17 protein-coding genes and 1 tRNA gene are annotated in these 21,997 nt (G+C 63.4%); 3 read left to right on the forward strand and 15 right to left on the reverse strand.

Annotated elements, in window-relative coordinates; all coding sequences use genetic code 11:
• Positions 1–10: 10 nt before the first annotated feature.
• The 6 genes from NN5_RS13445 to NN5_RS25185 form a co-directional block, all read right to left on the reverse strand.
• Positions 11–1,522, reverse strand: a complete 1,512-nt coding sequence (locus NN5_RS13445; RefSeq protein ID WP_067734615.1) for a tryptophan halogenase family protein — start codon at positions 1,520–1,522, stop codon at positions 11–13.
• Positions 1,523–1,560: 38 nt separating this feature from the next.
• Positions 1,561–3,537, reverse strand: a complete 1,977-nt coding sequence (locus tag NN5_RS13450) for a glycoside hydrolase family 3 protein (RefSeq protein ID WP_217998651.1) — start codon at positions 3,535–3,537, stop codon at positions 1,561–1,563.
• Between the two features lie 165 nt (positions 3,538–3,702).
• Complete coding sequence (locus NN5_RS13455) at positions 3,703–6,492, reverse strand: TonB-dependent receptor (protein WP_217998653.1); 2,790 nt, start codon at positions 6,490–6,492, stop codon at positions 3,703–3,705.
• Between the two features lie 156 nt (positions 6,493–6,648).
• On the reverse strand, positions 6,649–7,683 hold the full coding sequence (locus NN5_RS13460; RefSeq protein WP_067734617.1) for a LacI family DNA-binding transcriptional regulator: 1,035 nt from the start codon (positions 7,681–7,683) through the stop codon (positions 6,649–6,651).
• A gap of 304 nt (positions 7,684–7,987) precedes the next feature.
• The gene (locus NN5_RS13465; protein WP_067734618.1) at positions 7,988–10,381 is read right to left on the reverse strand and encodes a TonB-dependent receptor; all 2,394 of its coding nucleotides are present in this window, start codon (positions 10,379–10,381) and stop codon (positions 7,988–7,990) included.
• A gap of 82 nt (positions 10,382–10,463) precedes the next feature.
• On the reverse strand, positions 10,464–10,637 hold the full coding sequence (locus NN5_RS25185; RefSeq protein ID WP_084384925.1) for a YezD family protein: 174 nt from the start codon (positions 10,635–10,637) through the stop codon (positions 10,464–10,466).
• Positions 10,638–10,931: 294 nt separating this feature from the next.
• Here NN5_RS25185 and NN5_RS13475 point away from each other — a divergent pair, with 294 nt between their 5' ends.
• Positions 10,932–12,017 carry a cytochrome-c peroxidase gene (locus tag NN5_RS13475; protein ID WP_084384926.1) on the forward strand — a complete coding sequence of 362 codons (1,086 nt, stop codon included), beginning with the start codon at positions 10,932–10,934 and terminating at the stop codon, positions 12,015–12,017.
• A 252-nt stretch (positions 12,018–12,269) separates the two neighbouring features.
• On the opposite strand, the gene NN5_RS13480 is transcribed toward NN5_RS13475, so the two are convergent.
• The 3 genes from NN5_RS13480 to NN5_RS13490 all read right to left on the reverse strand — a co-directional run bounded on the left by NN5_RS13480 (position 12,270) and on the right by NN5_RS13490 (position 14,932).
• Positions 12,270–12,345: transfer RNA gene (locus NN5_RS13480), tRNA-Val, on the reverse strand.
• 192 nt (positions 12,346–12,537) lie between these two features.
• Positions 12,538–13,380: an arginyltransferase gene (locus NN5_RS13485; protein WP_067734620.1), complete on the reverse strand. Its 843-nt coding sequence runs from the start codon at positions 13,378–13,380 to the stop codon at positions 12,538–12,540.
• A 298-nt stretch (positions 13,381–13,678) separates the two neighbouring features.
• Positions 13,679–14,932, reverse strand: a complete 1,254-nt coding sequence (locus NN5_RS13490) for a threonine ammonia-lyase (RefSeq protein ID WP_067734621.1) — start codon at positions 14,930–14,932, stop codon at positions 13,679–13,681.
• A gap of 116 nt (positions 14,933–15,048) precedes the next feature.
• Between NN5_RS13490 and NN5_RS13495 the strand changes: the two genes are divergently transcribed.
• Together NN5_RS13495 and NN5_RS13500 are read left to right on the forward strand one after the other, a co-directional pair.
• The gene (locus NN5_RS13495; RefSeq protein ID WP_067734622.1) at positions 15,049–15,957 is read left to right on the forward strand and encodes an NAD(P)-dependent oxidoreductase; all 909 of its coding nucleotides are present in this window, start codon (positions 15,049–15,051) and stop codon (positions 15,955–15,957) included.
• Positions 15,958–16,019: 62 nt separating this feature from the next.
• Entirely contained in the window at positions 16,020–17,696 is a 1,677-nt protein-coding gene (locus NN5_RS13500) for an amidohydrolase (protein WP_067734641.1), read from the forward strand.
• Positions 17,697–17,873: 177 nt separating this feature from the next.
• Here the strand turns inward: NN5_RS13500 and tatC are convergent, their stop codons facing one another.
• The 6 genes from tatC to nagZ all read right to left on the reverse strand — a co-directional run bounded on the left by tatC (position 17,874) and on the right by nagZ (position 21,996).
• Positions 17,874–18,680 carry a twin-arginine translocase subunit TatC gene (tatC, locus tag NN5_RS13505; protein WP_067734623.1) on the reverse strand — a complete coding sequence of 269 codons (807 nt, stop codon included), beginning with the start codon at positions 18,678–18,680 and terminating at the stop codon, positions 17,874–17,876.
• A gap of 10 nt (positions 18,681–18,690) precedes the next feature.
• Complete coding sequence (gene tatB / locus NN5_RS13510; RefSeq protein WP_067734624.1) at positions 18,691–19,086, reverse strand: Sec-independent protein translocase protein TatB; 396 nt, start codon at positions 19,084–19,086, stop codon at positions 18,691–18,693.
• A gap of 36 nt (positions 19,087–19,122) precedes the next feature.
• Entirely contained in the window at positions 19,123–19,365 is a 243-nt protein-coding gene (locus NN5_RS13515; protein WP_067734625.1) for a twin-arginine translocase TatA/TatE family subunit, read from the reverse strand.
• A gap of 70 nt (positions 19,366–19,435) precedes the next feature.
• Positions 19,436–20,167, reverse strand: a complete 732-nt coding sequence (gene scpB, locus NN5_RS13520; protein WP_245656480.1) for an SMC-Scp complex subunit ScpB — start codon at positions 20,165–20,167, stop codon at positions 19,436–19,438.
• Complete coding sequence (locus tag NN5_RS13525; RefSeq protein WP_067734626.1) at positions 20,164–20,979, reverse strand: segregation and condensation protein A; 816 nt, start codon at positions 20,977–20,979, stop codon at positions 20,164–20,166. The genes scpB and NN5_RS13525 overlap by 4 nt, the downstream gene beginning before the upstream one ends.
• A gap of 3 nt (positions 20,980–20,982) precedes the next feature.
• Positions 20,983–21,996: a beta-N-acetylhexosaminidase gene (gene nagZ, locus NN5_RS13530; RefSeq protein WP_067734627.1), complete on the reverse strand. Its 1,014-nt coding sequence runs from the start codon at positions 21,994–21,996 to the stop codon at positions 20,983–20,985.
• Between the last annotated feature and the right edge of the window lies 1 nt (position 21,997).

The raw sequence follows: 21,997 nt of genomic DNA on the forward strand, positions 1-21,997 counted from the left end.
GAACATGGGTCTAAGCTGCCACAAGACCGGCCGGGCAGACTTTGGCGACATAGTCGGCGTGCGTGGGCATCACCGTCACACATTTGCCGACGACCGCCGCGATGTTGCCCAGGAACTGGATGACCTGCGCGTCGCTCTTGATATCGACCAGCGGATCGTAACCACGCGGGATATAGCCTTGCCCGAGGAAGACCTGAATCCAGCTTTCCTCCGCAAAAAGCTCTTCATCCTCGCGAAAAATTCGGCCGTTGGCCATCCACAAGTCAATCTTGCGGCGCAGCGTTTCGGGCACTTCCATGTCGCGGCAATACTGCCAGAACGGCGTGTCGTCGCGCTCGGTGGCCTTGTAGTGCAGGATGATGAAGTCGCGGATGCGTTCGTATTCGAAGTCGGTCTGGCGGTTGAACTCGTCGATTGTCGCCTGATCGAAACCGGCGTCGGGAAGCAGACGGATCATGCGGATAAGGCCGGACTGCACCAGATGCAGACTGGTCGATTCCAGCGGTTCGAGAAAGCCGCCGGCAAGACCCACGGCCACGCAGTTCTTGTGCCACAGCTTGTCACGCTTGCCCGCCTTGAAGCGGACCTTGAGCGGGTCTGCCAATTGCCGGCCATCAAGGTTGCTCAGAAGGATGCGCTCTGCCTCGTCATCGTCCATGTGGCGGCTGGAATAGACGTGGCCGTTGCCGGTGCGGTGCTGCAACGGGATGCGCCATTGCCAGCCCGCGCCATGCGCGGTCGAGCGGGTGTAGGGTGTGAAATTCCCGGAGCGTTCGCAAGGTACCGCCAGCGCGCGATCGCAAGGGAGCCAGTGCGACCAGTCCTGGAAACCAACCTTGAGTGCTTCGGCAATCAGCAACCCGCGAAAACCGGAGCAATCAATGAAAAGGTCGGCTGCGATCTGTTCGCCATCCTCCATCGTCACGCTATCGATGAAGCCGTCTTCCGCTCGCAGCGTGACATCGACGATCTGCCCTTCCCGGCGGCGCACGCCCCGCTCCTGCGCATAGGCGGACAGGAAGCGGGCGAAGAGCGCGGCGTCGAAGTGGAAGGCATGAGCGATTTGGCTCAGCGGACTGTCGCCCATGTCCTGCCGGGCCCGCATGAACTTGTTGGCAAGCGCAGCGGCAGTGTTGATCGAATAGTCGGCGAAGTCGCCGGTCCGGCCCAGCGCGCGCGCTTTGAGCCAATAGTGATGGCAGCGCAACCATTCCAGATCCTGCCCGATCACGCCAAAGCCGTGGATGTAGCTTTCGCCCTTCTTCCACCAGTCCACGAACTGGATGCCCAGCTTGAAGCTGGCCTGGGTGCGGACCATGAACTCGTTTTCATCAAGGCCGAGCAGTTCGTTATACTTCTTGATCGCCGGGATCGTCGCCTCACCCACGCCGATCGTGCCGATCTGTTCGGATTCGACCAGAACGATATCGTAGAGCCCCTGGAACAAGCGGGAAAGCAGCGCCGCCGCCATCCAGCCCGAAGAACCGCCGCCGGCAATCAGAATCCGCCGTATCTGCTTCATCGTCCATTCCCCTCCCGTCAAACCCACTCCTGCTCGCGTCAGGGGCAGCGGTCCAGTGCGGGCGCTTCGGCCAGCTTTCCCGTGTGCGGGGAAGTCGAGGCATATGAAAGGCCAAATCCTCTGGCAAACAGCTCTTCGTCGGGCTTGACGCCACCGCTCGGACACGGCGTGTTGGGCCAGGCAAAAGACAGCCGGGCCGTGAAGTCCGCGCCGCCGCGCGCCGCCATCAGATCGGCCAGCGAGCCAGCTTCGGAGCCGGGCAGGAACGCCGCGACGAAAGCGTCGGAACGGTTCATGAGGTCGGTCGCATAGAGTGTCCGGCCGGAGTAGAGAACAGTCACGACCGGGATGCCGTGGCCGGAAACACGGTCCAGCAGCACACGGTCCGCAGGGTAACGCACCGATTGCGAGAGCAGTGCGGGGTAACGCACGTCTCCCTTGATTTCCGCGTGCGGCTCCTCTCCCAGCACGGCGATCACCGCGTCAAAATGTCCCTGGCCGATCGCGGCGCCGTCTGGAGAATAGACCACGTTCTGCGCGCCATAGACGCGCCGGATACCGGTAAGCAGCGTTTCGCCCGTGGTGAAGTCCGCATTGGTATTTTCATCACCCTGCCAGGTAATCGACCAACCGCCCGCCTGCTGGGAAAAGCTGTCCGCAGCATCACCCACGACCAGCACGCGTTTGCCAGGTGCAAGCGGCAATGCTGCCGCATCGTTCTTGAGCAGCACAGCGCTTTTGCGCACGGCCTCCTGCGCCAGCGGACGGTCGGCAAGGGCAGCGGCATCGCCAAGATAGCGGCTTGCCGAGGCCGGCCGGTCGAACAATCCAGCCCGGAACTTGACGCGCAGGATCCTGCTCACGGCATCGTCGATGCGGGCCATGGAAATCGTCCCTGCGCGCACGTCCGCAACAGTGTTGGCAATGAAGGCTTTCCAGTCCTGCGGCACCATGACCATATCGACCCCGGCGTTGATCGCCTGAGGACAGTGATCGATAGTGCAGCCCGGCACTTGCTCGATCGCATTCCAATCGGAAACGACCAGCCCGTCGAAATGAAGGCGCTGCTTCAGAACGCCGGTCACCAGCGCCTTGTCGCCATGCATCTTGCCAAAGGGAACCGCGCCGTCCTCGGTCCAACTACTGTAGGAAACCATCACGGTTTCCACACCGGCATTGAGCGCAGTGTAATAGCCCGCGCCATGGACCATAGCGAGGTCACGCGCCGAAGCGTGATTATCGCCCTGATCGACGCCCTGGAAAGTGCCTCCATCCCCCACGAAATGCTTAGCGGTAGCCAGAACGTCGCCGTCCCCGGTCAGCGTGCCCTGCAACCCGCGTACCATGGCCGCCCCATCACGCGCGACTTCGGCCGGATCGCTCGAATAGCTTTCGTAAGCCCGGCCCCAGCGCTGGCTCTGGACGACCGCCAGCGTCGGCGCAAAGGCCCAGTCTATCCCAGTGGCGCGCACGGCCTTCGCCGTCGCCCGGCCAATGCGGAACACGAGGTCCGGATCGTGCGCGGCGCCAAGGCCGATGTTGTGCGGAAAGATCGTGGCGCCCACCACGTTGTTGTGGCCATGCACCGCGTCGGTACCCCAGAGCAGCGGCACCCGGTCTTTCATGTCAGTGGACAGGGCCGCCTGGGCGAAGCTTTTCGACAGACGCGCCCAATCGGCAACGCTGGCGTGCTTGTTCATGCCCGGCCAGCTGCCACCGCCGTTGAGAATGGAGCCGATGTAGTAGCGGCGCACCTCATCGGGCGTGATGTAGCGGATTTCGGGCTGGGTCATCTGCCCGATCTTCTGTTCAAGCGTCATCGACGCGACGATGGCGGCGATGCGCTTTTCGATGGCTGCGTCGGGCTGATCCGTGCTGGCCCGCTCAGGCCAGGCCGCGATCGCGCTGGCTTCGTTCGCGGTCCACGTCCCCGGCCGTTCGATGGTGCTGGCCGCCGTGCATGATGCAAGCACCAGCCCAAGCAGCGGCAGTGTCGGGAAGAGGGATCTGGCCATGAGCATGAAACTCTCGATTTTCTGAATGTCCGGCTTTCGCCATCCAGGGAGGGGGGAAGTCCCAGGTCGGCCGGTTTCGCTGGCGGGAGGAGAGAGTCGCAGCGAAACCGGCCTGGGGGGTATTCAAGGACGCGCCCCCCGCGCGATCGGGGGGCTTACGCGGGATCAGAAGCTGTAATTGACCCCAAGGAGCCACTGCCTTCCATATTTCTCATACGTTTCCAGCATACGGGTGCCGTTGACGGTGTAGCTGGTGCGGTAGGGCGAATTGAGCACGTTATTGACCTGCAACTGCACACCCAGGCCCTCCAGCGCCCCCTGTTTGAATGCATAGCCGATCTGCGCGTCGAGCTGCTTGTCGGCCAGAATTTCCGGGAAGCCGAGGTTGGTCCACAGCGAGACCACTTCACCCTTGAACGACGAGCGGTAGCGATAGCTCGCCCGGGCCTGGAAGCCGCCTTTCTCGTAATAGCCGGTGATGTTGTACACCCATTCCGAGAAACCCGGCAGGACGCCGACCTGTTCTGCAGCCGCCGACTTCAGCGAATAGCCGCTGTAGGCAACGCTGCCGCTCATACCGAACCCGTCGAGCGGGGGAACAAGCTTTCCAAGATCGAGCGCGCCCGCCACTTCGACGCCACGCACCCAGCCACCGGGTCCGTTCGCTGGCGCCGTCAGTTCGCCGATGGAGCTGATCGTCACGTTCGACGGGATTGCCGAAGCCGTGGCGGGAAGCGGGAAACCGGAGAAATCGGCCGGGATCACCTGGGTATAGATGTAATTGTCCAGCCACATGTAGAAGCCGTTGACGCTCACATAAGTCGCGCCGGGGCCATACCATTCGTAAGCGACATTGAGTTCCTTCGCGCGCCACGGCTCAAGGTTGGGATTGCCGCCCGTCGCCGACCAGGGATGAACTTCCTGGCCCGGCGTACAGCCCGGACTTCCTGCACAGATCGAACTGTTGAAGCTGGGCGTCATGTTCGCACGCATATCGTCCATGCGCGGCCGGGCCATGACCTGCGCCGCAGCCAGCCGCAGCCGACTGCCGCGACCCAGCTCATAGGTAAGGTTCAGGCTTGGCAGAATATCGGTATAGCTCTTGGACACATTGACGCTACCGATAGTGATCGGCGACACTAGGCCATTGATCCGAAGACCCTGCGATCCCTGCGCCTGATAGACGATCTGAACGCCGATGTTGCCCTTGAGCCTGCCCGAATCGATCGTCAGCTTGGCACGGCCGGTCAGGATGTCCTCCTTGATCTCCCACGACTTGTCGTAGTGGTTCGCGTCCTGAAGGATGACCTGATCATAATAACTGGACAGCGCGGCCGGAACGTTGAAGGCCAGCGTGCTCAACGAGCCGGCGAAGCTGAGATCGGTTGGATTCAGCAAGTATTGCGAATCGACGGGCACCTGGTCCCGATCGTTCTTGAGGAACAGGTCGACCTCGTCGACGGTCTTGGTCTTCTTGCGATGCGCGAAGTTGACCCCAACGTCCAACTTGCTGAAAAAACCGCCCAGATCGTGCGAAACCCCAAGGTCGACAGCGAAAAGGTCTTCCTTGATGTGCGGCGACTTCAGCAGGCCATCATGTCCCCAGCCGCCCCAGGGCGCGCGGTCGCCCAGGGTCACTTGGCTGGCGTCCGCATAATTGAGGCCGAACCCGGTGAACTGCGGAAAGTCGTTGGTCGGTACGGTATAATCGTACTCGTCCATGGTTCGCGTCTGATAGGGACCGACGCCATAACCCTGGTAGGTCTCGATGTAGGTTTCGTCGCGTTTGTTGCTCGAATAGCTGAGGTCGGCGATGAACCGGGTGCGATCGTCCATCTTGAATTCGCCATTCCAGCCGATGGCGAACAGTTCGTCCTTGCGCGTGTTGTAATCGTTGCGCAGGATCGGCACCGCATTGGCGAAATGGCCCGCCACGCCGAAATCGTTGCCACCGATGGTCTGCGTCTGCGTATCGCTGAACGTGCCGTCATCGGCCCACTGGTCAGAAAACCACATCGCGCCGCGGCTGACGGTCTTCTGGTTGAAGCGCGAATAATAGAGGTCCAGCGTCGAATGGATCGCGTCGCTGGGCTCCCATTCCAGCGTTGCCATCACGCCATGGCGCTTGTCGCGACTGCCGTTGGCCAGCACTTCCTGCCCCGAAAGCAGATAAGTGCTACCGCCGTAGTTGTCGTAGAACCAGTTCTTGGTGTGATCGACGTGGCTCGATGAATTGAGGTAGGCATAGCCGATCGCCCAGCCCAGCGTGCCGTCCTTGTTCTGGTCGATATAGCTGATCGTCGCGCGGCCACCCCACTTCGAGATGTCGTCGTTGCGGCCGCCGTCCTCATCATACTGGCCGCGAACGCTCATCGCGATCGTCCGCTTGCCATAGGCGAGGGGGCGGATCGTGCGCAGATCGACGGTGCCGGAAAGCCCCATGCCCGAAACGTCCGCGTCGGGCGACTTGTAGACCACGACCGAGCTCATCAGCTCCGAGGGGTATTGGTCGAACTCAACCGCGCGGTTGTAGCCCGAGCTTGCCTGCTGCCTGCCGTTCAGCAAAACAGTGCTGAAGTCCGGCGAAAAACCACGGACGGAGATGATCTGCGCACGTCCGCCTACGCGCTGCGCGGCAAGGCCGGGCAGGCGAGCGATCGATTCCGCAATCGAGACGTCCGGCAGCTTGCCGATTTCCTCAGCCGAGACCGCCTCGACGATACTGTCGTTGGTCTTCTTGAGGTTGATGGAATTGGCCAGGGAATAACGGTACCCCGTCACGACGATCGTGTCGTTAGCGGTACTGCCGGCAGCATCGCTGGCTGCGCCCGTGGCATCCTGAGCCGAAACCTGCTGCGGCATCATCGCGGCAAGAGCAATGACCGAGGCCGCTGTCGCGCCCAGATACTCCGCCTTGCGCCAGCATGCCGCGCGCGCGCCCTTCGAGATCCTCACTCTCATCATCCCCTCCGTTGTCGCGGTTCTTGCCGCTTTCTTTCCCTCGCGCCTTCAAAGAGCGCGGCGCCAAAATTGGAAGCGCTTCCAACAAATGCCCAAGAGTTATCGAGGCGTCAAGCCTCCCCGTATTCAAGCGTGGTGTTTGGGCCGGGATCAGGCCTGATCTGGCGACGTGGATTCCCGGACCACCAGGCGATGCCCCACGATTTCGCGATCAAGAGACGGGGCGGGCTCGTTGCCCGCTTCGACGAGACGCTCCACCGCGCGCTCCCCCATCCGGCGCAACGGCTGGTGAATGGTCGTAAGCGGCGGCCAGACGATTTCCGAAACCGGGGTATCGTCAAAGCCGGCAATTGCCAGGTCTTGCGGGATCGCCAGGTCTGCCTTGTGCGCAGCCAGCAGAGCGCCTGCCGCCATATCATCGTTGGCGCAAACCAGAGCGGTGATCCGCCCTGGCTGGGCGAGAATCCGTTGCGTGCATTCGAGCCCGGACCGAAACGTGAAGTTACCCCGTTCCACGTGGACCTGTTCAGGATCCAGACCGGCTTCCGTTAATGCCGCAAGGAAGCCGTCAAACCGGCTCTCGGCGGAAATGTGGCCCTGCAACCCCCGGATAAAACCGAAGGAACGATGTCCCAGGGTTATGAGATGGCGGCCGATATCGTACCCTGCCTGCTTGTCATCAATGCCAACGGTGCCGGCGATTTCCGCAGCCTCCGGACCTGCGGCAAGGCAAATCACGTTGCAGCCCAGTGCTGCCAGCGCACGCAGAAGATCCCCATCATCGGCAAAAGGCGGTGTGAGGATGATGCCGTCACACTGGTCGTTGGCGGCTGAGGCCAGGATTTCCGAAGCGGCCGCAGCGTCCTTCTGATTCACCACATGCACGAGCAGTTGGGCGCCCAGACGCGCGCAGGCCCGCGTCGCGCCCAGTTCAAGCGCGGAACTGAAGTAGGAATTGGGTTCGCTATCGAAGTCCGACGCATGGATGAGACCAATGCGCAGCCCCTTGCGCCCCGCCAGATTGCGGGCCTGAAGATTGACCCGGTAACCCAGCATGGAGACCGCCCGCATGACCTTGTTGCGCACTTCGTCCCGCACGTTCGGCTGGTTGTTTAGAACACGCGAAACGGTAGTACGCGCAACCCCCGCCAACGCCGCAACATCGTCAATAGTTGGCTTACCCACCGCTTGCGATCACTCTGTCCTGAAAGCCGGTTCCTTTTATGCGCGCCATAGTTGCAAGCCTTGCCACGCTTGGCAAGGTGGGTGGGCCTTGCCGATCACACACTGATGAAAGCGCTTCCAATGATGGGGCAGGCATTGCCGCCGGGGTAATGGGTCCCAATTCCGCAATGGTCGACGGCACTTGACGCCATCCCGCGGGCACCATCGACCAGTTGCGCGACAATGCGAGCCTCGATGAAGGGGAGCGCCGCCTGATGGTGTTATGCACCAGGTACAGGAAGAATGAACATCGCGCCGGCCTCGCTCAGATTTCGAACCGGGCAGTCATACCCCAGGTACGCGGATCGCCGGGCGAACCTGCTATGAGGCCCGTGTTGCCCGAGGCGATCTGAAGCTGCTCGAAATATTTCTCGTCGAAGGCGTTGCGTACCCAGCCATAGAGGCTGAACCTGCTGTCAGCCCGGAAACCGGCGCGGAAATTGTGCAGGTCATACCCTTCAATCCAGGTATATTGCGAAGGCGTGGCGTTCGAAGAAAAACGCGAACGATAGCTGCCGTCGTAACCGAAGAAGACTTCGCCCTCCTGCCCCAGGAACCTTGCCGGCACGCTGGCCTCTGCTCCGAACGAGAAGGACCACCTCGATATGCCGGGCAACACCTCGCCCGATATATCGCAGTTGGCCGGGCTGCTGCTGCCCGAGAGCTCGGGCGGGCAAGGCGCGTCGATGAACTTGCGATAGGAGCCATCGGTATAGGCTCCGTTGAGATAGGCGTTGAAGCGTTCATCGGGACGGACCGAGAAATCCCCTTCCACGCCTTGCGTGCGGACGGCCCTGGCGTTGGCAAGATAGCCGCGCAGTACACCGTACTGGCTGTTGTTCACATTAGCCTGGTAATTGGCGATATCCGTGCGAAAGGCGGCAAGGTTGAGGGTCGCACGGCGCCCCCAGAACTGGGTCTTGATGCCCGCCTCGTAGTGGTTGACCGATTCCGGTTTGACCGTCTCGGCCGCCGAGATAGCACGGTAGGTGCTGTCGGTCGGCACACCGTTGAGGTTGATCCCGCCCGATTTGAAGCTTCTTGCATAAGTCGCATAGACAAGCACGTCCGGCGCGGCCTTGAAGCTGGTGGTGAGATCGTAACTGAAGTTCCAGTCACTGAACCGGGGCGCAATCTCCTGCGGCGCATAGATTGCGAGCTGGGCGCTCTGAACGGCAGTGTAGGTATTGGTGTCATTGAGGAGCAGCTCGGCACCGCTGCCGTCAAACACCCGGCGCTGGTAGTATCCCTCTTTCTCGTCGTAGTTCAACCGAACACCAGGCTGGATCGTCCACTCAGGCGTGACTTTCCAACTGAGCTGGCCGAACAGGGCTGCACTCGTATTCTTGAGATAGACGGTGTTCCGGGCAGTCAGGCCATCAAGCACGCCGGTATCGTAAAGCGAACTGGTGGGAGCGATGTTCCATCTGGTCGAGGCACTGCCCTGCTGCTCAGTGCCCTGCGTGTCGATGTGCTGGTGGAAGGCGAAAGCGCCGACCACGAAGTCGACCGTCCTGCCGCTGTAGTTATAGCGCAGTTCCTGCGTGTACTGATCCTGCTGCGAGGGATTCTGCGATCGGGTGACGATCGGCAGGCCCGTGAAGTCGCGATCGTTCGACGGGTCCCAGTCCCAGAACCGCCACGCAGTGATGGAAGTCAGCTCACCTGGGCCCAGATCCCACTTCACGCGCAGCGAAGCGCCGCCGATCTTGTTGCGGGCCTTCAACTCCCCGTCGAGATCCGTCAGGCGATCGAACGGATCAGTGCTGGCGGGGGCGTAGCCCTGCGCCGCGGCGAGCGCGGCGAACTGCCGGTTGGCGGCACGCTGTGTGGTCGCCGTACGTACGTAAACGGTACCGCAGCAACTGGGGGCCTGTTCGCTGTAGTCGCCGGCGAGGACCACTTCCAGCCGGCCGGCCGGCTTCCACAGCAATTGGCCGCGCAAGCCCAGATTGTCCTGGCTCTGGATCCACTGGCTGGTGCTGATGTTGTAGATCGTGCCCCGACGACTGGTAGAGGATACCGCGATCCGTGCGGCAACAGTATCTGACAGCGGGCCGGAGACGGCCGCCTTGGCCTGTTTGAAGCTGTAGTTGCCAATCGACACCTCGGCCTTGCCTTCGAAGTCGAAGGTGGGCTGGTTGGTGGTGATGTTGATCGCGCCCGCCGTCGTGTTCTTGCCGTAGAGCGTACCCTGCGGTCCCCGCAGCACTTCGATTTGCGCCACATCGAGGAAATCGAATGTGGCCGAGGCTACGCGCGAATTGTAGACGTCATCGACATAGATGCCGACGCCCTGTTCGATGCCGTCGTTGGTCAGACCGAACGGAACGCCGATGCCACGAATGTTGACGGCCGTGTTCCTCGGATTTGACGAGTAGAACTGAAGCGTGGGCGTCAGTTGCTGCAGGCGCCCCACATTGAACGAGCCGGTGGCATCGACATGGTCACCCCCGATGACCGCGATCGCGACCGGGACGTCCTGGCTCGATTCGTTGCGACGGCGGGCAGTGACAACGATATCCTCACCGGAATCCGAGGCTCCGGTTCCGGCTGAGGTCTGCTCTTCGCCGTTTTCGAGATCGTCCGCGAGTGCGGGACTGCTGGCAAGGGTGGTCGTGGCGAGCAAGGCGCCCGCAAGTCGTGATATTCTGAGCATGATGCATCCCTGTATGGAGGAATGCGTCCGGTGGTCCGGTCAGCATCAGGTCGTGCAGGCTCTCGTCCTGCGCTGTATGAAACTAGGTAAAACGTCGCTTTTCAGTAACTTCCATCTGGACAAGCTTGCCCTCGTGAACAGTCAGCTGGATCGCGCCAAAGCGCATTGTGGTCAGCGCCTCATGGATGAGATGGAGGGGATCGGCTTCGGCGCATCTTCGTTTGCGACCGGAGCGATCGTCTGTTCCGTCAGTCATGGAATTCCCCGTCGGTGCATGACAAGCCAAGTCTCGCCGTGCGCCCCACTCATATTCTCTACTATTTTAGTTGGCAATTGATTTGCGATGAAGTTTTTGTTTTCTGCGGCAAAGAACCCCCGCCGACAGGACAAGACGGGAATGCCTGGAATGCCGGCGGCCATGACAGATCGGGAAGCAGCCTGCTCCGGCACCTTCGCTTCTATAATTTATGTCCCTTCAGCCCGGTTTCGTCAGGAACTCGTCAGGGACGAGGCCTAGTCCCTTCTTCCGCACAATCAGCGGGAAGTTACGATGACCAAGATCGCCTTAATCTTCGCATCCATGGCAGCCCTCTCGCTTGCCGGCTGTCAATCCTCCAGTCCCGAGCAATCCGAGCAAAAGCAGGACGCCCTGGCCGCGACCAGCGATCCGCTGATCCTCTCCGCGCGCGAACAGTTCGCGGCGTTGCCCGACGGGCCGGGGACAATCACCGGCGTCAAGGCAACCCCTGACCTCACCGCGCTCGGCACCGCGCTCTATTTCGACCCCCGGCTTTCCGCCAGCCATTCGCTCTCCTGCGCGGGGTGTCACAATATGGGTCTGGGCGGCGCGGATGCGCGCCCGACTTCGCTTGGCCATCGCTGGCAGCATGGCAGCCGCAACGCGCCGACCGTGCTGAATGCCGTCTACAATATGACCCAGTTCTGGGACGGGCGCGCCGAGGACCTCGCCGAGCAGGCAGGCGGCCCCGTTTCCAATCCGGTCGAGATGGCCATGCCGGCCGATCAGGTCATGCCGACGCTCAAGAGTATTCCCGGCTATGCCAAGATGTTCGCCAGCGCCTTCCCCGGCGACAAGGATCCGATCCGGATGGAAAACGTCCAGACGGCTATCGCGGTCTATGAAGCTACGCTTGTCACGCCCAATGCCCCCTTCGATCGCTTCCTCAAGGGAGACGCCAAGGCCTTGAACGAAGCGCAGCGGCGCGGCCTCCAAGCCTTCATGGATAACGGCTGCTCCGCTTGCCATAACGGCGTCAACATGGGCGGTTCGATGTATGCCAAGTTCGGCGCCGTCTCGCCGCCGCCCGCCGATCTCCTGCCCGCAGACGACCTCGGCCGCTTCGCCATCACCAAGGACGAGGCCGACCGCTATGCCTTCAAGGTTCCGACCTTGCGCAACATCGCGCTCACGGCGCCCTACTTCCACACGGGCAAGGTCTGGAGCCTCGATGAGGCCGTGACGGTCATGGCAAAGAGCCAGCTTGGCCAGACGCTGCCGCAGCAGGACGTGTCCGACATCGTCGCCTTCCTCCAGGCCCTCACCGGCGATCAACCCAAGGCCATCGTTCCTGTCCTTCCGCCGGTCGATGGAACATCCGCGCGGCCGGTCGACTGATCCGGCCGGGCCTTCGGGGGCGGGTATTCCCCTCCTCGCCCCCGATTTGCCTCAAGCGCCCGGACCACCAACGCGCGAACCTGGGACGCCCGGCGATGCAACGCTGGCCTGGGGTCTGAAGATGGAGCACGAGCGGTTGCTCGACTGGCTCTTTTCCAAACGATCGCGCTGTCTAAGCAGCGATCTGGTGAAGTCGGAGGGGGTCCTCCACGGAAGAGGACTCTAAAAACCGCGCTTTTCCGCGGTCTGGAATGGTGGGCGGTGAGGGGCTCGAACCCCCGACCCTCTCGGTGTAAACGAGATGCTCTACCAACTGAGCTAACCGCCCGGCACGCCGGAAACCGGGCATTTAGGGCAATTCTCGGCCACGTCAACCAAGACGTTCGCGGATCAGAGAGCGCTCAAATGGAATAGATCGAAACTGAAAGTTCCGACATAGTCCCGGTCAGGATCAGCACATCGCAACTCCTCACAGCCACCGCGCCGAAACCCAGCCCCAAAAAGCGCGAGCGCGCGGCCGTCAGACCTTGGCGATAGAGGGCATACCATCCTTGCCGCCGGTCTGCCCGGCTTCCGTGCGGCTGCGCGGATTGGCTACGGCGGCGGCGATCAGCCGGTCCTGTTCCTTGGCGTCGAGGCGTTCCCAGCCGGTACGGCCCAGCTTTTCCATCGGCCGGTAGCGCACCTTGTACTGCATACGCGGCGAACCTTCGACCCAGTAGCCGAGATAGACATAAGGCAGCCCCATGTCCTGCGCGCGGCGAATGTGATCGAGGATGATGTAGTTGCCCAGCCCGGCCCGCTCTTCATGGTACGGATCGTAGAAGCTGTAGATCATCGAGAGACCGTCGCACTGCTTGTCGGTCAGGCAGGCGCCGATCAGGCGGCCCGGCGTCACGCCATCGGCGGACGGCTCGCGATACTCGACGATATAGCTGGTGACGGGCGTATGCTCGACCATGTCGGCAAAGTCCGTCTCGTCCATCGTCGTCATCCCGCCTTCGGGATGGCGCACCGAAAGGTAGAGCTGGAGCAGTTCGAACTGCTCGTTGGTCGACCAGGGGCGGCAGACGGTGGCAATGATATCGGCATTGGCCTTGAGCGCGCGCTTTTGCGAGCCGGAAGGCCTGAACTCCTCCGCCGCCACGCGCACCGAGACGCAGGCCGTGCAATCGAGGCAGGACGGACGGTAGGCGACGGTCTGGCTGCGACGGAAACCGATCCGGCCCAGCGCATCGTTGAGCGAATCCGCGTGCGGCCCTTTGAGTTCGGTGAACACCTTGCGCTCGTTGCGCCCCGGCAGATAGGGGCACGGCGCAGGGCTGGTCACGAAAAACCGGGGAAAGCGAACCTGGGCCGTCACGGGTGTGAAACTTCCTATTGCTCTTGCGATACCGACACTGTGTGATCCCAAATATGCACGCCGCCCCCAAACGTTCAAAGTCTTTTAACTAAGAAATGCGGCCAAGGCAGGGCGAAAATGCGTCCGCGGTGATGCAATCGGTTGCCAGCGTGCCAAATCGGAGCAGCGTCGCCGGATATCCTTTCACGGGAGATCAGCACCAAAACCCGCGCGTGAACGCCCGTTGCCCGGCGGACACGCCGGACAGCGGGTGTTCGAGAAGAAAGGGCGCCCCTGCCCCGCACGCGGGGCAGGCCGGTCAGTCGGTTTCGACCTGCTTCACTTCGTAGCCCTCGCGGCGCAGGGCCGCGACAAGGGCATCGAGCTGCTCGCGATCGCGCGCCTCGCACTCGATCTCGGTCACGAGGCCCTTGGCGGGCAAGTGCGTGAAGATGCGCTGGTGGAACACCTCGATGATGTTCACATTGTGCTCGTGAAACACCTTGGCGACCTTGAACAGGGCGCCGGCACGGTCCTGCAGGCCAATCTTGAGGCGCGCCAGCCGGCCCGCCCGCGCCAGATCACGCAGCAGCACATTGGCCAGCAGGCGCGTATCGATATTGCCGCCCGACAGGACAATGCCGACCTTGCGGCCCTTGAACAGATCGCGGTTGTCCATCACCGCCGCCAGACCGCAGGCGCCCGCGCCCTCGACCAGCGTCTTTTCGATCTGCAGCAGCAGCGCGAGCGCGCTTTCGATCTTCGCCTCGCTGACCAGCAGGAAGTCATCGAGCGTTTCGCGCAGCACTTTCGACGTGAACAGGCCCGGCGAGAAGACGGCGATGCCTTCGGCCAGGGTATCCCCGCCGATCGGCAGGTTGGTGCCCTTCAGCAGGTTGTACATCGAAGGATAGAGCTGCGCCTCGACCCCGACGAGCTTGATATCGGGATTGATCGCGCGCGCCACCGTGCCCATGCCCGAGGCCAGCCCGCCACCGCCGATCGGCAGGACGAGCGTGTCGAGATCCGGCACGTCCTCCAGCATTTCCAGCGCCACGGTGCCCTGCCCGGCCGCCACATGCGGATCGTCGAACGGGTGGACGAAAGTAAGGCCCAGTTCGGTCTCAAGCTTGCGCGCATGGGCATAGGCTTCATCGAAGCTTTCGCCTTCGAGCACGACCTTGCCGCCCACGCTTTCGGTCTGCATGACCTTCACCAGCGGGGTGGTCTTGGGCATCACGATCGTCACCGGCACGCCGAGACGGGTGCCGTGATAGCTGAGACCCTGTGCATGGTTGCCGGCCGAGGCCGCGATCACGCCGCGCGCCTTGCGTTCCTCGTCAAGCTGGAGAAGGGCATTGAGCGCGCCGCGTTCCTTGTAAGCGGCCGTAAACTGCAGATTTTCAAACTTGAGCCAGATATCCGCCCCGGTGATCGCGCTCAGCGTAGTGCTGTGCAGCGTGGGCGTCCTGACGACGGCACCCGTAATTCGCTCCGCCGCCGCGCGTACGTCGGCTGCGGTCAGCAGGGCTTCTTCAGCCCCGGGAGCGATATCGAGTGCAAGTTTGTTCATAGGCTCGCGCGCCTACCGGAATCCAAGGGAAATGGAAAGCAAACTTGGGGCAGAAGGCTGACGAAAGCCCACTTCTTGCTGTTTGCATTCGCGCAAAACCGTCTAGAAGTCGGCTCATGAGTCAGAGCAAGAGCGAACCCCGCAAGGTCTCCTTCATCGGCCTGGGCGTGATGGGCGGCGCAATCGCGCGGCACATCGCGAAAGCCGGCCACGAACTGACAATCTACAACCGCTCGCCCGAGCGCGCGCAGAAATGGGCCGACGACAACCCAGGCCTCGCCCACCGCATCGCCGCCAATCCGGCCCACGCGGCGCAGGATGCCGATGTCGTCATCACTTGCGTGGGCAACGACGATGATCTCGCCGATGTCGTGCTCGGCCCCAACGGCGTGTTCCGCATGTTGAAGAGGGGCGGGGTGTTCATCGACCACACCACCGTCTCAGCCCGGATCGCGCGGCAGATATCGGTCGAGGCGCGCGACTTGCAGGTCCACTGCGTCGACGCGCCGATGACCGGCTCGCAGATCGGCGCCGAGAACGGCACGCTCACGCTGATGTGCGGCGGCCGCACCGATGCGATCGAGGCCGCTCGCCCGGTGATGGAAGCCTATTCGCAGCGAATCGTCCATGTCGGCAAGCCCGGCTCGGGCCAGATCGCCAAGATGGCCAACCAGATCTGCATCGCCGGCAATGTGGCCGCGCTCGCCGAAGCGGTGCGCTTCGCGCAGGCCTCGCACCTCGACATGGATAAAGTCTACGAGGCGATCTCGGGCGGCGCAGCGCAGTCCTGGCAGATGGACAACCGCTGGAAGTCGATGGACGAGGACCGCTTCGACTTCGGCTTCGCGATAGACTGGATGCGCAAGGACCTCGGCCTCAGCCTCGATGAAGGGCGCGGGCTGGGCGTTTCGCTGCCGGTGGCGGCGCTGATCGACCAGTTCTTCGCCGAAATCCAGGCCATGGGCGGCGGCCGCCTCGATACCAGCGCGATCATCAAGCGGCTGCCGAAGAAGGGCAAGAAGTGACGCCCGGAACCCGGGCAGCCCTGGCTGCCGCGCTGGCTTGCTCGCTCGCCGCCACCCCGGCGCTGGCCAGGAAGAAAAAGGCCCCCGAAGCCGAGCCGCCCGTCGCCGGCACGCTGATCGACAATGTCGATGGGCTGACGCCCGACGGCAAAGGCGGTATCGAGCACTTCACCGGCTTTCTGATCACGCCCGACGGGCACATTGGCCAAGTCTATCACAGCGGCGACAAGCGCCCGCAGCGGGTGGACTACAAGCTCGACGGGCAGGGCCGCGTGGTCGTGCCGGGCATGATCGATGCGCATGGCCACGTCATGCCGACAGGCTTTGCGAAAATGACGCTCGACCTGTCGGCCACCCGGTCGCTTGACGAGGCCCTCTCGCGCATCGCGGCCTGGACCGCGGCACATCCCGACGCCCCGTGGATTCTCGGGACCGGCTGGAACCAGATGCTGTGGGGTCTCGGACGGATGCCCACCGCGGCGGAACTCGACGCCGTGACCGGCGGCAAGCCCGCCTGGCTCACCCGCGTCGACGGCCATGCCGGCTGGGCCAACTCGGCAGCGCTGGAAGCGGCCGGGATTACGGCGGCAACGCCTGATCCGGCGGGCGGCGAAATCCTGCGCGTGACCGGCGGCCGGAAACCCGCAGGCGTATTCATCGACGCCGCCACCGCGCTTGTCGGTGACAAAGTACCCAAACCCCGCCCGGAGGACCGCGATACCGCCCTGGGCGAAGCGCAACTGGCGTTTCTGGCGCAAGGCGTGACCGCCATCGCCGACATGGGCACTTCGATCGAGGACTGGCAGGCCTTCCGCCGCGCGGCCGACCTTGGCCACTTGCGCATCCGCATCGTCGCCTACGCTGCAGGTATCGATAACATGCGCCTGATCGGCGGCCCCGGCCCGACGCCATGGCTCTATCAGGACCGGCTCAAGATGAACGGCCTCAAGCTGTTCCTCGACGGAGCGCTGGGTTCGCGCGGCGCCTGGCTCAAGCAGCCCTATGCCGACGATGCCAAGACCACCGGCCTCCCGCAGATGAACCGGACGCAGCTCGGCAACCTCATGAGCCGGGCCGCGATCGACAATTTTCAGGTCGCCGTCCACGCCATCGGCGACAAGGCCAACGCGACCGTGCTCGATGCGATCGACGAGCTGTCCGAGACCTACAAGGGCGACCGGCGCTGGCGCATCGAACATGCCCAGATCGTCGATCCGGCCGACATCGCGCGTTTCGGCGAGCATGGCGTGATCGCCTCGATGCAGCCGCAGCACGAAGCCTCCGACCGGCTGATGGCCGAAGCCCGGCTGGGGCCGGACCGGCTTGCCGGTGCCTATGCGTGGAAGTCGCTGGCCGCGGCCGGGGCGACGCTGGCGTTCGGCTCGGACACCCCGGTGGAACCCGCCCTGCCCTTCGAAGGCATTGCCGTCGCCATCACCCGGCAGGGTGATGACGGCCAGCCCTTCCTCGGCTGGCAGCCGCAGGAAATCCTCAGCCGCGAAGCCGCGATCAATGCCTATACCACCGGCGCGGCCTATGCGATGTTCGCGGAAGACAAGCTGGGCCGCATCGCCAAGGGCTATGACGCGGACTTCCTGTTCGTGGATGCCGACCCGATGCTGGCAACGCCCGAACAGATCCGCAAGACCAAGGTTCTGGAAACCTGGATCGGCGGCCAGCGCGCCTGGGCGGCGCAGGACGAAAACGCGAAAGAAGAAAAGCCGAGCGAAGCGCCATAAGGCGCTTTCGCCTTATACCCTGACTCGTTGATCAGAACTCATGTCCCGTTCTTTCGTCATTGCGAGCCCGAAGAGTGAAGCAATCCAGGGGCGGTTTGCACCGGCTCTCTGGATTGCCGCGTCGGCTTCGCCTCCTCGCAATGACGAAGGAACGGGGCAGAAACAGCGAGCTTTGGATTACTCCGCGATCACCTTGGCGGCGGCTTTTTCCTCGGCCGCCTTCGCCTGGGCGTCACGCTTTTCGGTGAACCACATGACGATCAGCGTGCCTTCGAACAGCGCGATCAGCGGAACGGCCAGCAGCAGCTGCGAAATCACGTCCGGCGGCGTCGCGATAGCCGCGATGATGAAGATCGCGACAATGGCATAGCGCCGTCCGCCCGCCACTTGCGCGCGCGTGACGATGCCCGCCCGATTGAGCAGCATCAGCAGCACCGGCAGCAGGAAGCTGATCCCGAAGGCGAGAATGAACTGCATCACCAGCGCCAGATAGTCTCCGGTGCCGGGCAGCGCCTCCAGCTTGAGGCCGCCCTTGTCGCCCTGGAAGCCCAGGAAGAAGTGGAAGGCCGTGGGCATGACCACGTAATAGGCCAGCGCCGCGCCCATCGTGAACAGGATCGGGGTCGCGATCAGGAACGGCAGGAATGCCTTCTTTTCCTTGGCGTAGAGCCCCGGCGCCACGAAAGCCCAGATCTGGTTGGCAATCACCGGGAAGCTGACGAAGAAGGCCGCGAACAGCGCCACTTTCACTTCGACGAAGAACGCCTCGTAGAGCTTGGTGTAAATCAGCTTGCCCTGCCCGGCGGGAAACGCCTCGGTCAGCGGGCGGACCAGAAAGGCGAAGATGTCGCTGGAAAAATAAAAGCACACGCCGAAAGCCACGGCAAACGCCAGAAAGGCCCGCAGGAGCCGCGTGCGCAGCTCGATCAGGTGCTCGATCAGCGGCGCCTGGGTTTCGTCGATATCGGGAATTTGGAAAGCCATGCGGGACCGATCAGGGCGGAGGCGGCGGCAGGTTCAGCTCCGCCTGCCGTGTATCATCGGGAGAACCGGTGTCGGTCGCGGAAGTGTTGGCATCCGGCGAAGAGATGTCAGCCGCTTCGGCGGCCGGCGCCGGGGCGAGCGGCGCCTGCATCTCCTCAGCGGTGGGGAGCTGCGGGGCGGCCTTCATGATCGCCTCGTTCTGCTCGCGCCACTTCTTCTCCATTTCCTCCAGCTCGGCCTCGCGCACCATGGCGTCGATACCCGCACGGAAATGGCCGGAGATCTTGCGCATCTTGCCGATCCAGCGGCCAGCCGTGCGCATCGCCAGCGGCATGTCCTTGGGGCCGATGACGACGACCGCCACAATGACGACCATCAGGAGTTCGGATGCGCCGATGTCAAACATCGCCGGTGTGCGACCTTATCCGCTTACGAGTCAGGTTCAGGCCTGCTCGTTCTTGGTTTCGGTCGCGCTCGGGCTGGCATCGCCCTGCTGCGAGGTGATCTGCGCTGCCGGCTTGGAGGCCTTCTCGGAGGTCTTCTTTTCCTCCTCGTTCATGCCGTCCTTGAAGCTCTTGATGCCCTTGCCGAAGTCACCCATGATTTCCGAAACGCGGCCGCGTCCGAACAGCACGAGCACGATCACCAGAACGATCAGCCAGTGCCAGATCGAGAAGCTACCCATATTCCCTACTCCAAATTGGTTGCGCCGGCCCAAACCGATTCAGCTCGATTCAGCGCGCTACCCGGCTCATCTAGGAGCTTTCCCCCGAACTTGCCAGTCCGTCATCGTAAAGACCCGGACCTGTCGCGGCACTGTCATCGTTGTGCTCGTCCTGCGGATTTCCTAGGCTCAACGCGGCCTCGATCATCTCGTCATCCACCGGATCGAGCAGACCGGCCGCACGCAATTCATCGATGCCCGGCAATTCCTTCAACGACTTGAGACCAAAGTGGGCGAGAAAATCAGGCGTCGTCGCGTAGATGACAGGACGGCCCGGCACCTCGCGCCGTCCGGCAACCCGCACCCAGCCCGCCTCCATCAGCACATCGAGCGTGCCCTTGGCCGTCTGCACCCCGCGAATCGCCTCGATCTCGGCGCGGCTGACCGGCTCGTGATAAGCGACGATGGCCAGCACTTCGGTGGCCGCGCGCGACAGGCGGCGCGGCTCTTCCTTTTCCCGGCGCAGCAAGTGCGCAAGATCGAGCGCGGTCTCGAAATGCCAGCGCTTGCCCCGCTCGACGAGGCGGATACCCCGCTGTTGGTAATGGCGCTGCAATTCGGCCAGCGCCGGGCGCACGTCCGCCTGCCCCAGATGCACGGCGATCTGCTCGACCGTCATCGGCTGTTCGGCCGCGAACAGGGTCGCCTCGACGGCACGAACGAGATCATCGGGGGCTTCGACAAGCTCAGCCTGAGCGCATTGTTGGCCGGCGCCTTCCGCCGCTCGTCCTGAGCCTGTCGAAGGACGGTAGTCCGCAGTCATCGCTTCACCGCCTTCAGGCGCAGCGGCCCAAACGTCTCCTCCTGCGCCAGCTCCGCCTTGCCGGTGCGCGCCAGCTCCAGCGCAGCCACGAAGCTGGACGCGAGCGCCGACTTGCGCAGTTGCGGGTTGGCCCAGCTATCGTGCGCGGGCGGCAGGAAATCGCGCAGGTCCATCCAGTCCAGCGCGACGCCCAGCATCGAGGAAACCCGCTGGATCGCACTGTCGAGCGTCATCACCATGCGTTCGCGGACCATGTGGACCACCGGCTCGCTGCGGATCTTCACATCCCCGTAAGCCCGGACCAGATCGAACCATTCGCATTGCCACAAGTGCTTGCGGTCGACCCGCAATCCCTCCGGCGCCCCGCGCACGAAGACGTCCCGCCCCAGCCGGTCGCGCCCCATCAGCCGCGCGGCCGCTTCGCGCATCGCGCCCAGACGCTGCAGGCGCAATTGCAGGCGCAGCGCCAGTTCCTCAGGACTCGGGTCCTCCTGCTCGTCCTTGGGCAGCAGCAGCGCGGACTTGAGGTAGGCCAGCCACGCCGCCATCACCAGATAGTCCGCCGCCAGTTCCAGCCGCAGCGCCTCGGCCTGGTCGATGTAAGTCAGGTACTGGTCGACCAGTTCGAGGATCGAAATCCTGCGCAAGTCCACCTTCTGCCGCCGCGCCAGATCGAGCAGCAGATCGAGCGGGCCTTCCCAGCCGTCGATCTCCAGATAGAGCGCTTCCTTGCGGGCCTCGGCCGCCGCGGCGCCGTCCCATTCGGCCCCGGCGGCATCCAGTGGTTCGGGGATGTCGCCGGGCAAGTCCATCGCTCAGGCCACCGCTTGCGCGAGCAGGGCATCGCGCCGGGCGGCCAGTGCGGCCTGATCGCCCGAGCCGCTACCCTCTCCCGCCGCCGTGAGCGCACGCTGGAGGCGCTGCGCAGTCTCATCCCGCATCACCGGCGCGGCTTTGGCGATACCGACCATGTCGTCCATCTTCGCCCAGCAGTTGAGCGCAAGATCGCAGCCCGCCGTCAGCGCCTGCGCCGCCAGCTCGGGCACCGAACCCGAAAGCGCCTGCATATCGAGATCGTCGGTCAGCAGCAGGCCGGAAAAGCCGATGCGCCCCCGGATCACTTCGCCGACCACGAAGGGCGACAGGGTTCCCGGCAGCTCGGCATCCCAGGCGGTGTAACGGACGTGCGCCGTCATCCCCACCGGCGCATCGGCCAGCGCACGGAAAGGCTGGAGATCGAGTTCCAGTTCCTCTTCGCTGGCCGTGACGGTCGGCAGTTCCTTGTGACTGTCGGCCATGGCGCGGCCGTGGCCGGGCATGTGCTTGATGCAACCGGCAACACCAGCCCGCGCCAGCCCCGCCAGCGCGGCGCGGCCCAGCGCGGCCACGCGCATCGGCTCATAGCCGAATGCGCGATCACCGATCACATCGTGCGCGCCGGGCTGGCGCAAGTCGAGCGAGGGATAGCAGTCGGCGGTGATGCCCACTTCGGCCAGGTCCAGCCCCAGCGCCTCGGCATTGGCGCGCGCCGCCTCGATCGCAGAGGCCGGGGCCACTTCATAGAGCCGGTCGAATGCCTCGCCCGCGGGGTAAGCCGGCCAGACCGGCGGCTTCATCCGGGCCACGCGCCCGCCTTCCTGATCGATGCAGATATAGAGATGCTCGCGCCCGTGGATCGCCTTGAGTTCGTCCGTCAGGGCGCGAAGCTGCTCGCGGCTTTCGACGTTGCGGCCGAACACGATATATCCGGCCGGATCGGCGTCGCGGAAGAAGGCGCGCTCATCGTCTGTCAGCGTGAGGCCGGAGAGGCCGAAAATCGCGGGTATCATC

The sequence above is a fragment of the Novosphingobium naphthalenivorans NBRC 102051 genome, assembly GCF_001590985.1.
GTDB classification, from domain to species: Bacteria; Pseudomonadota; Alphaproteobacteria; order Sphingomonadales; family Sphingomonadaceae; genus Novosphingobium; species Novosphingobium naphthalenivorans.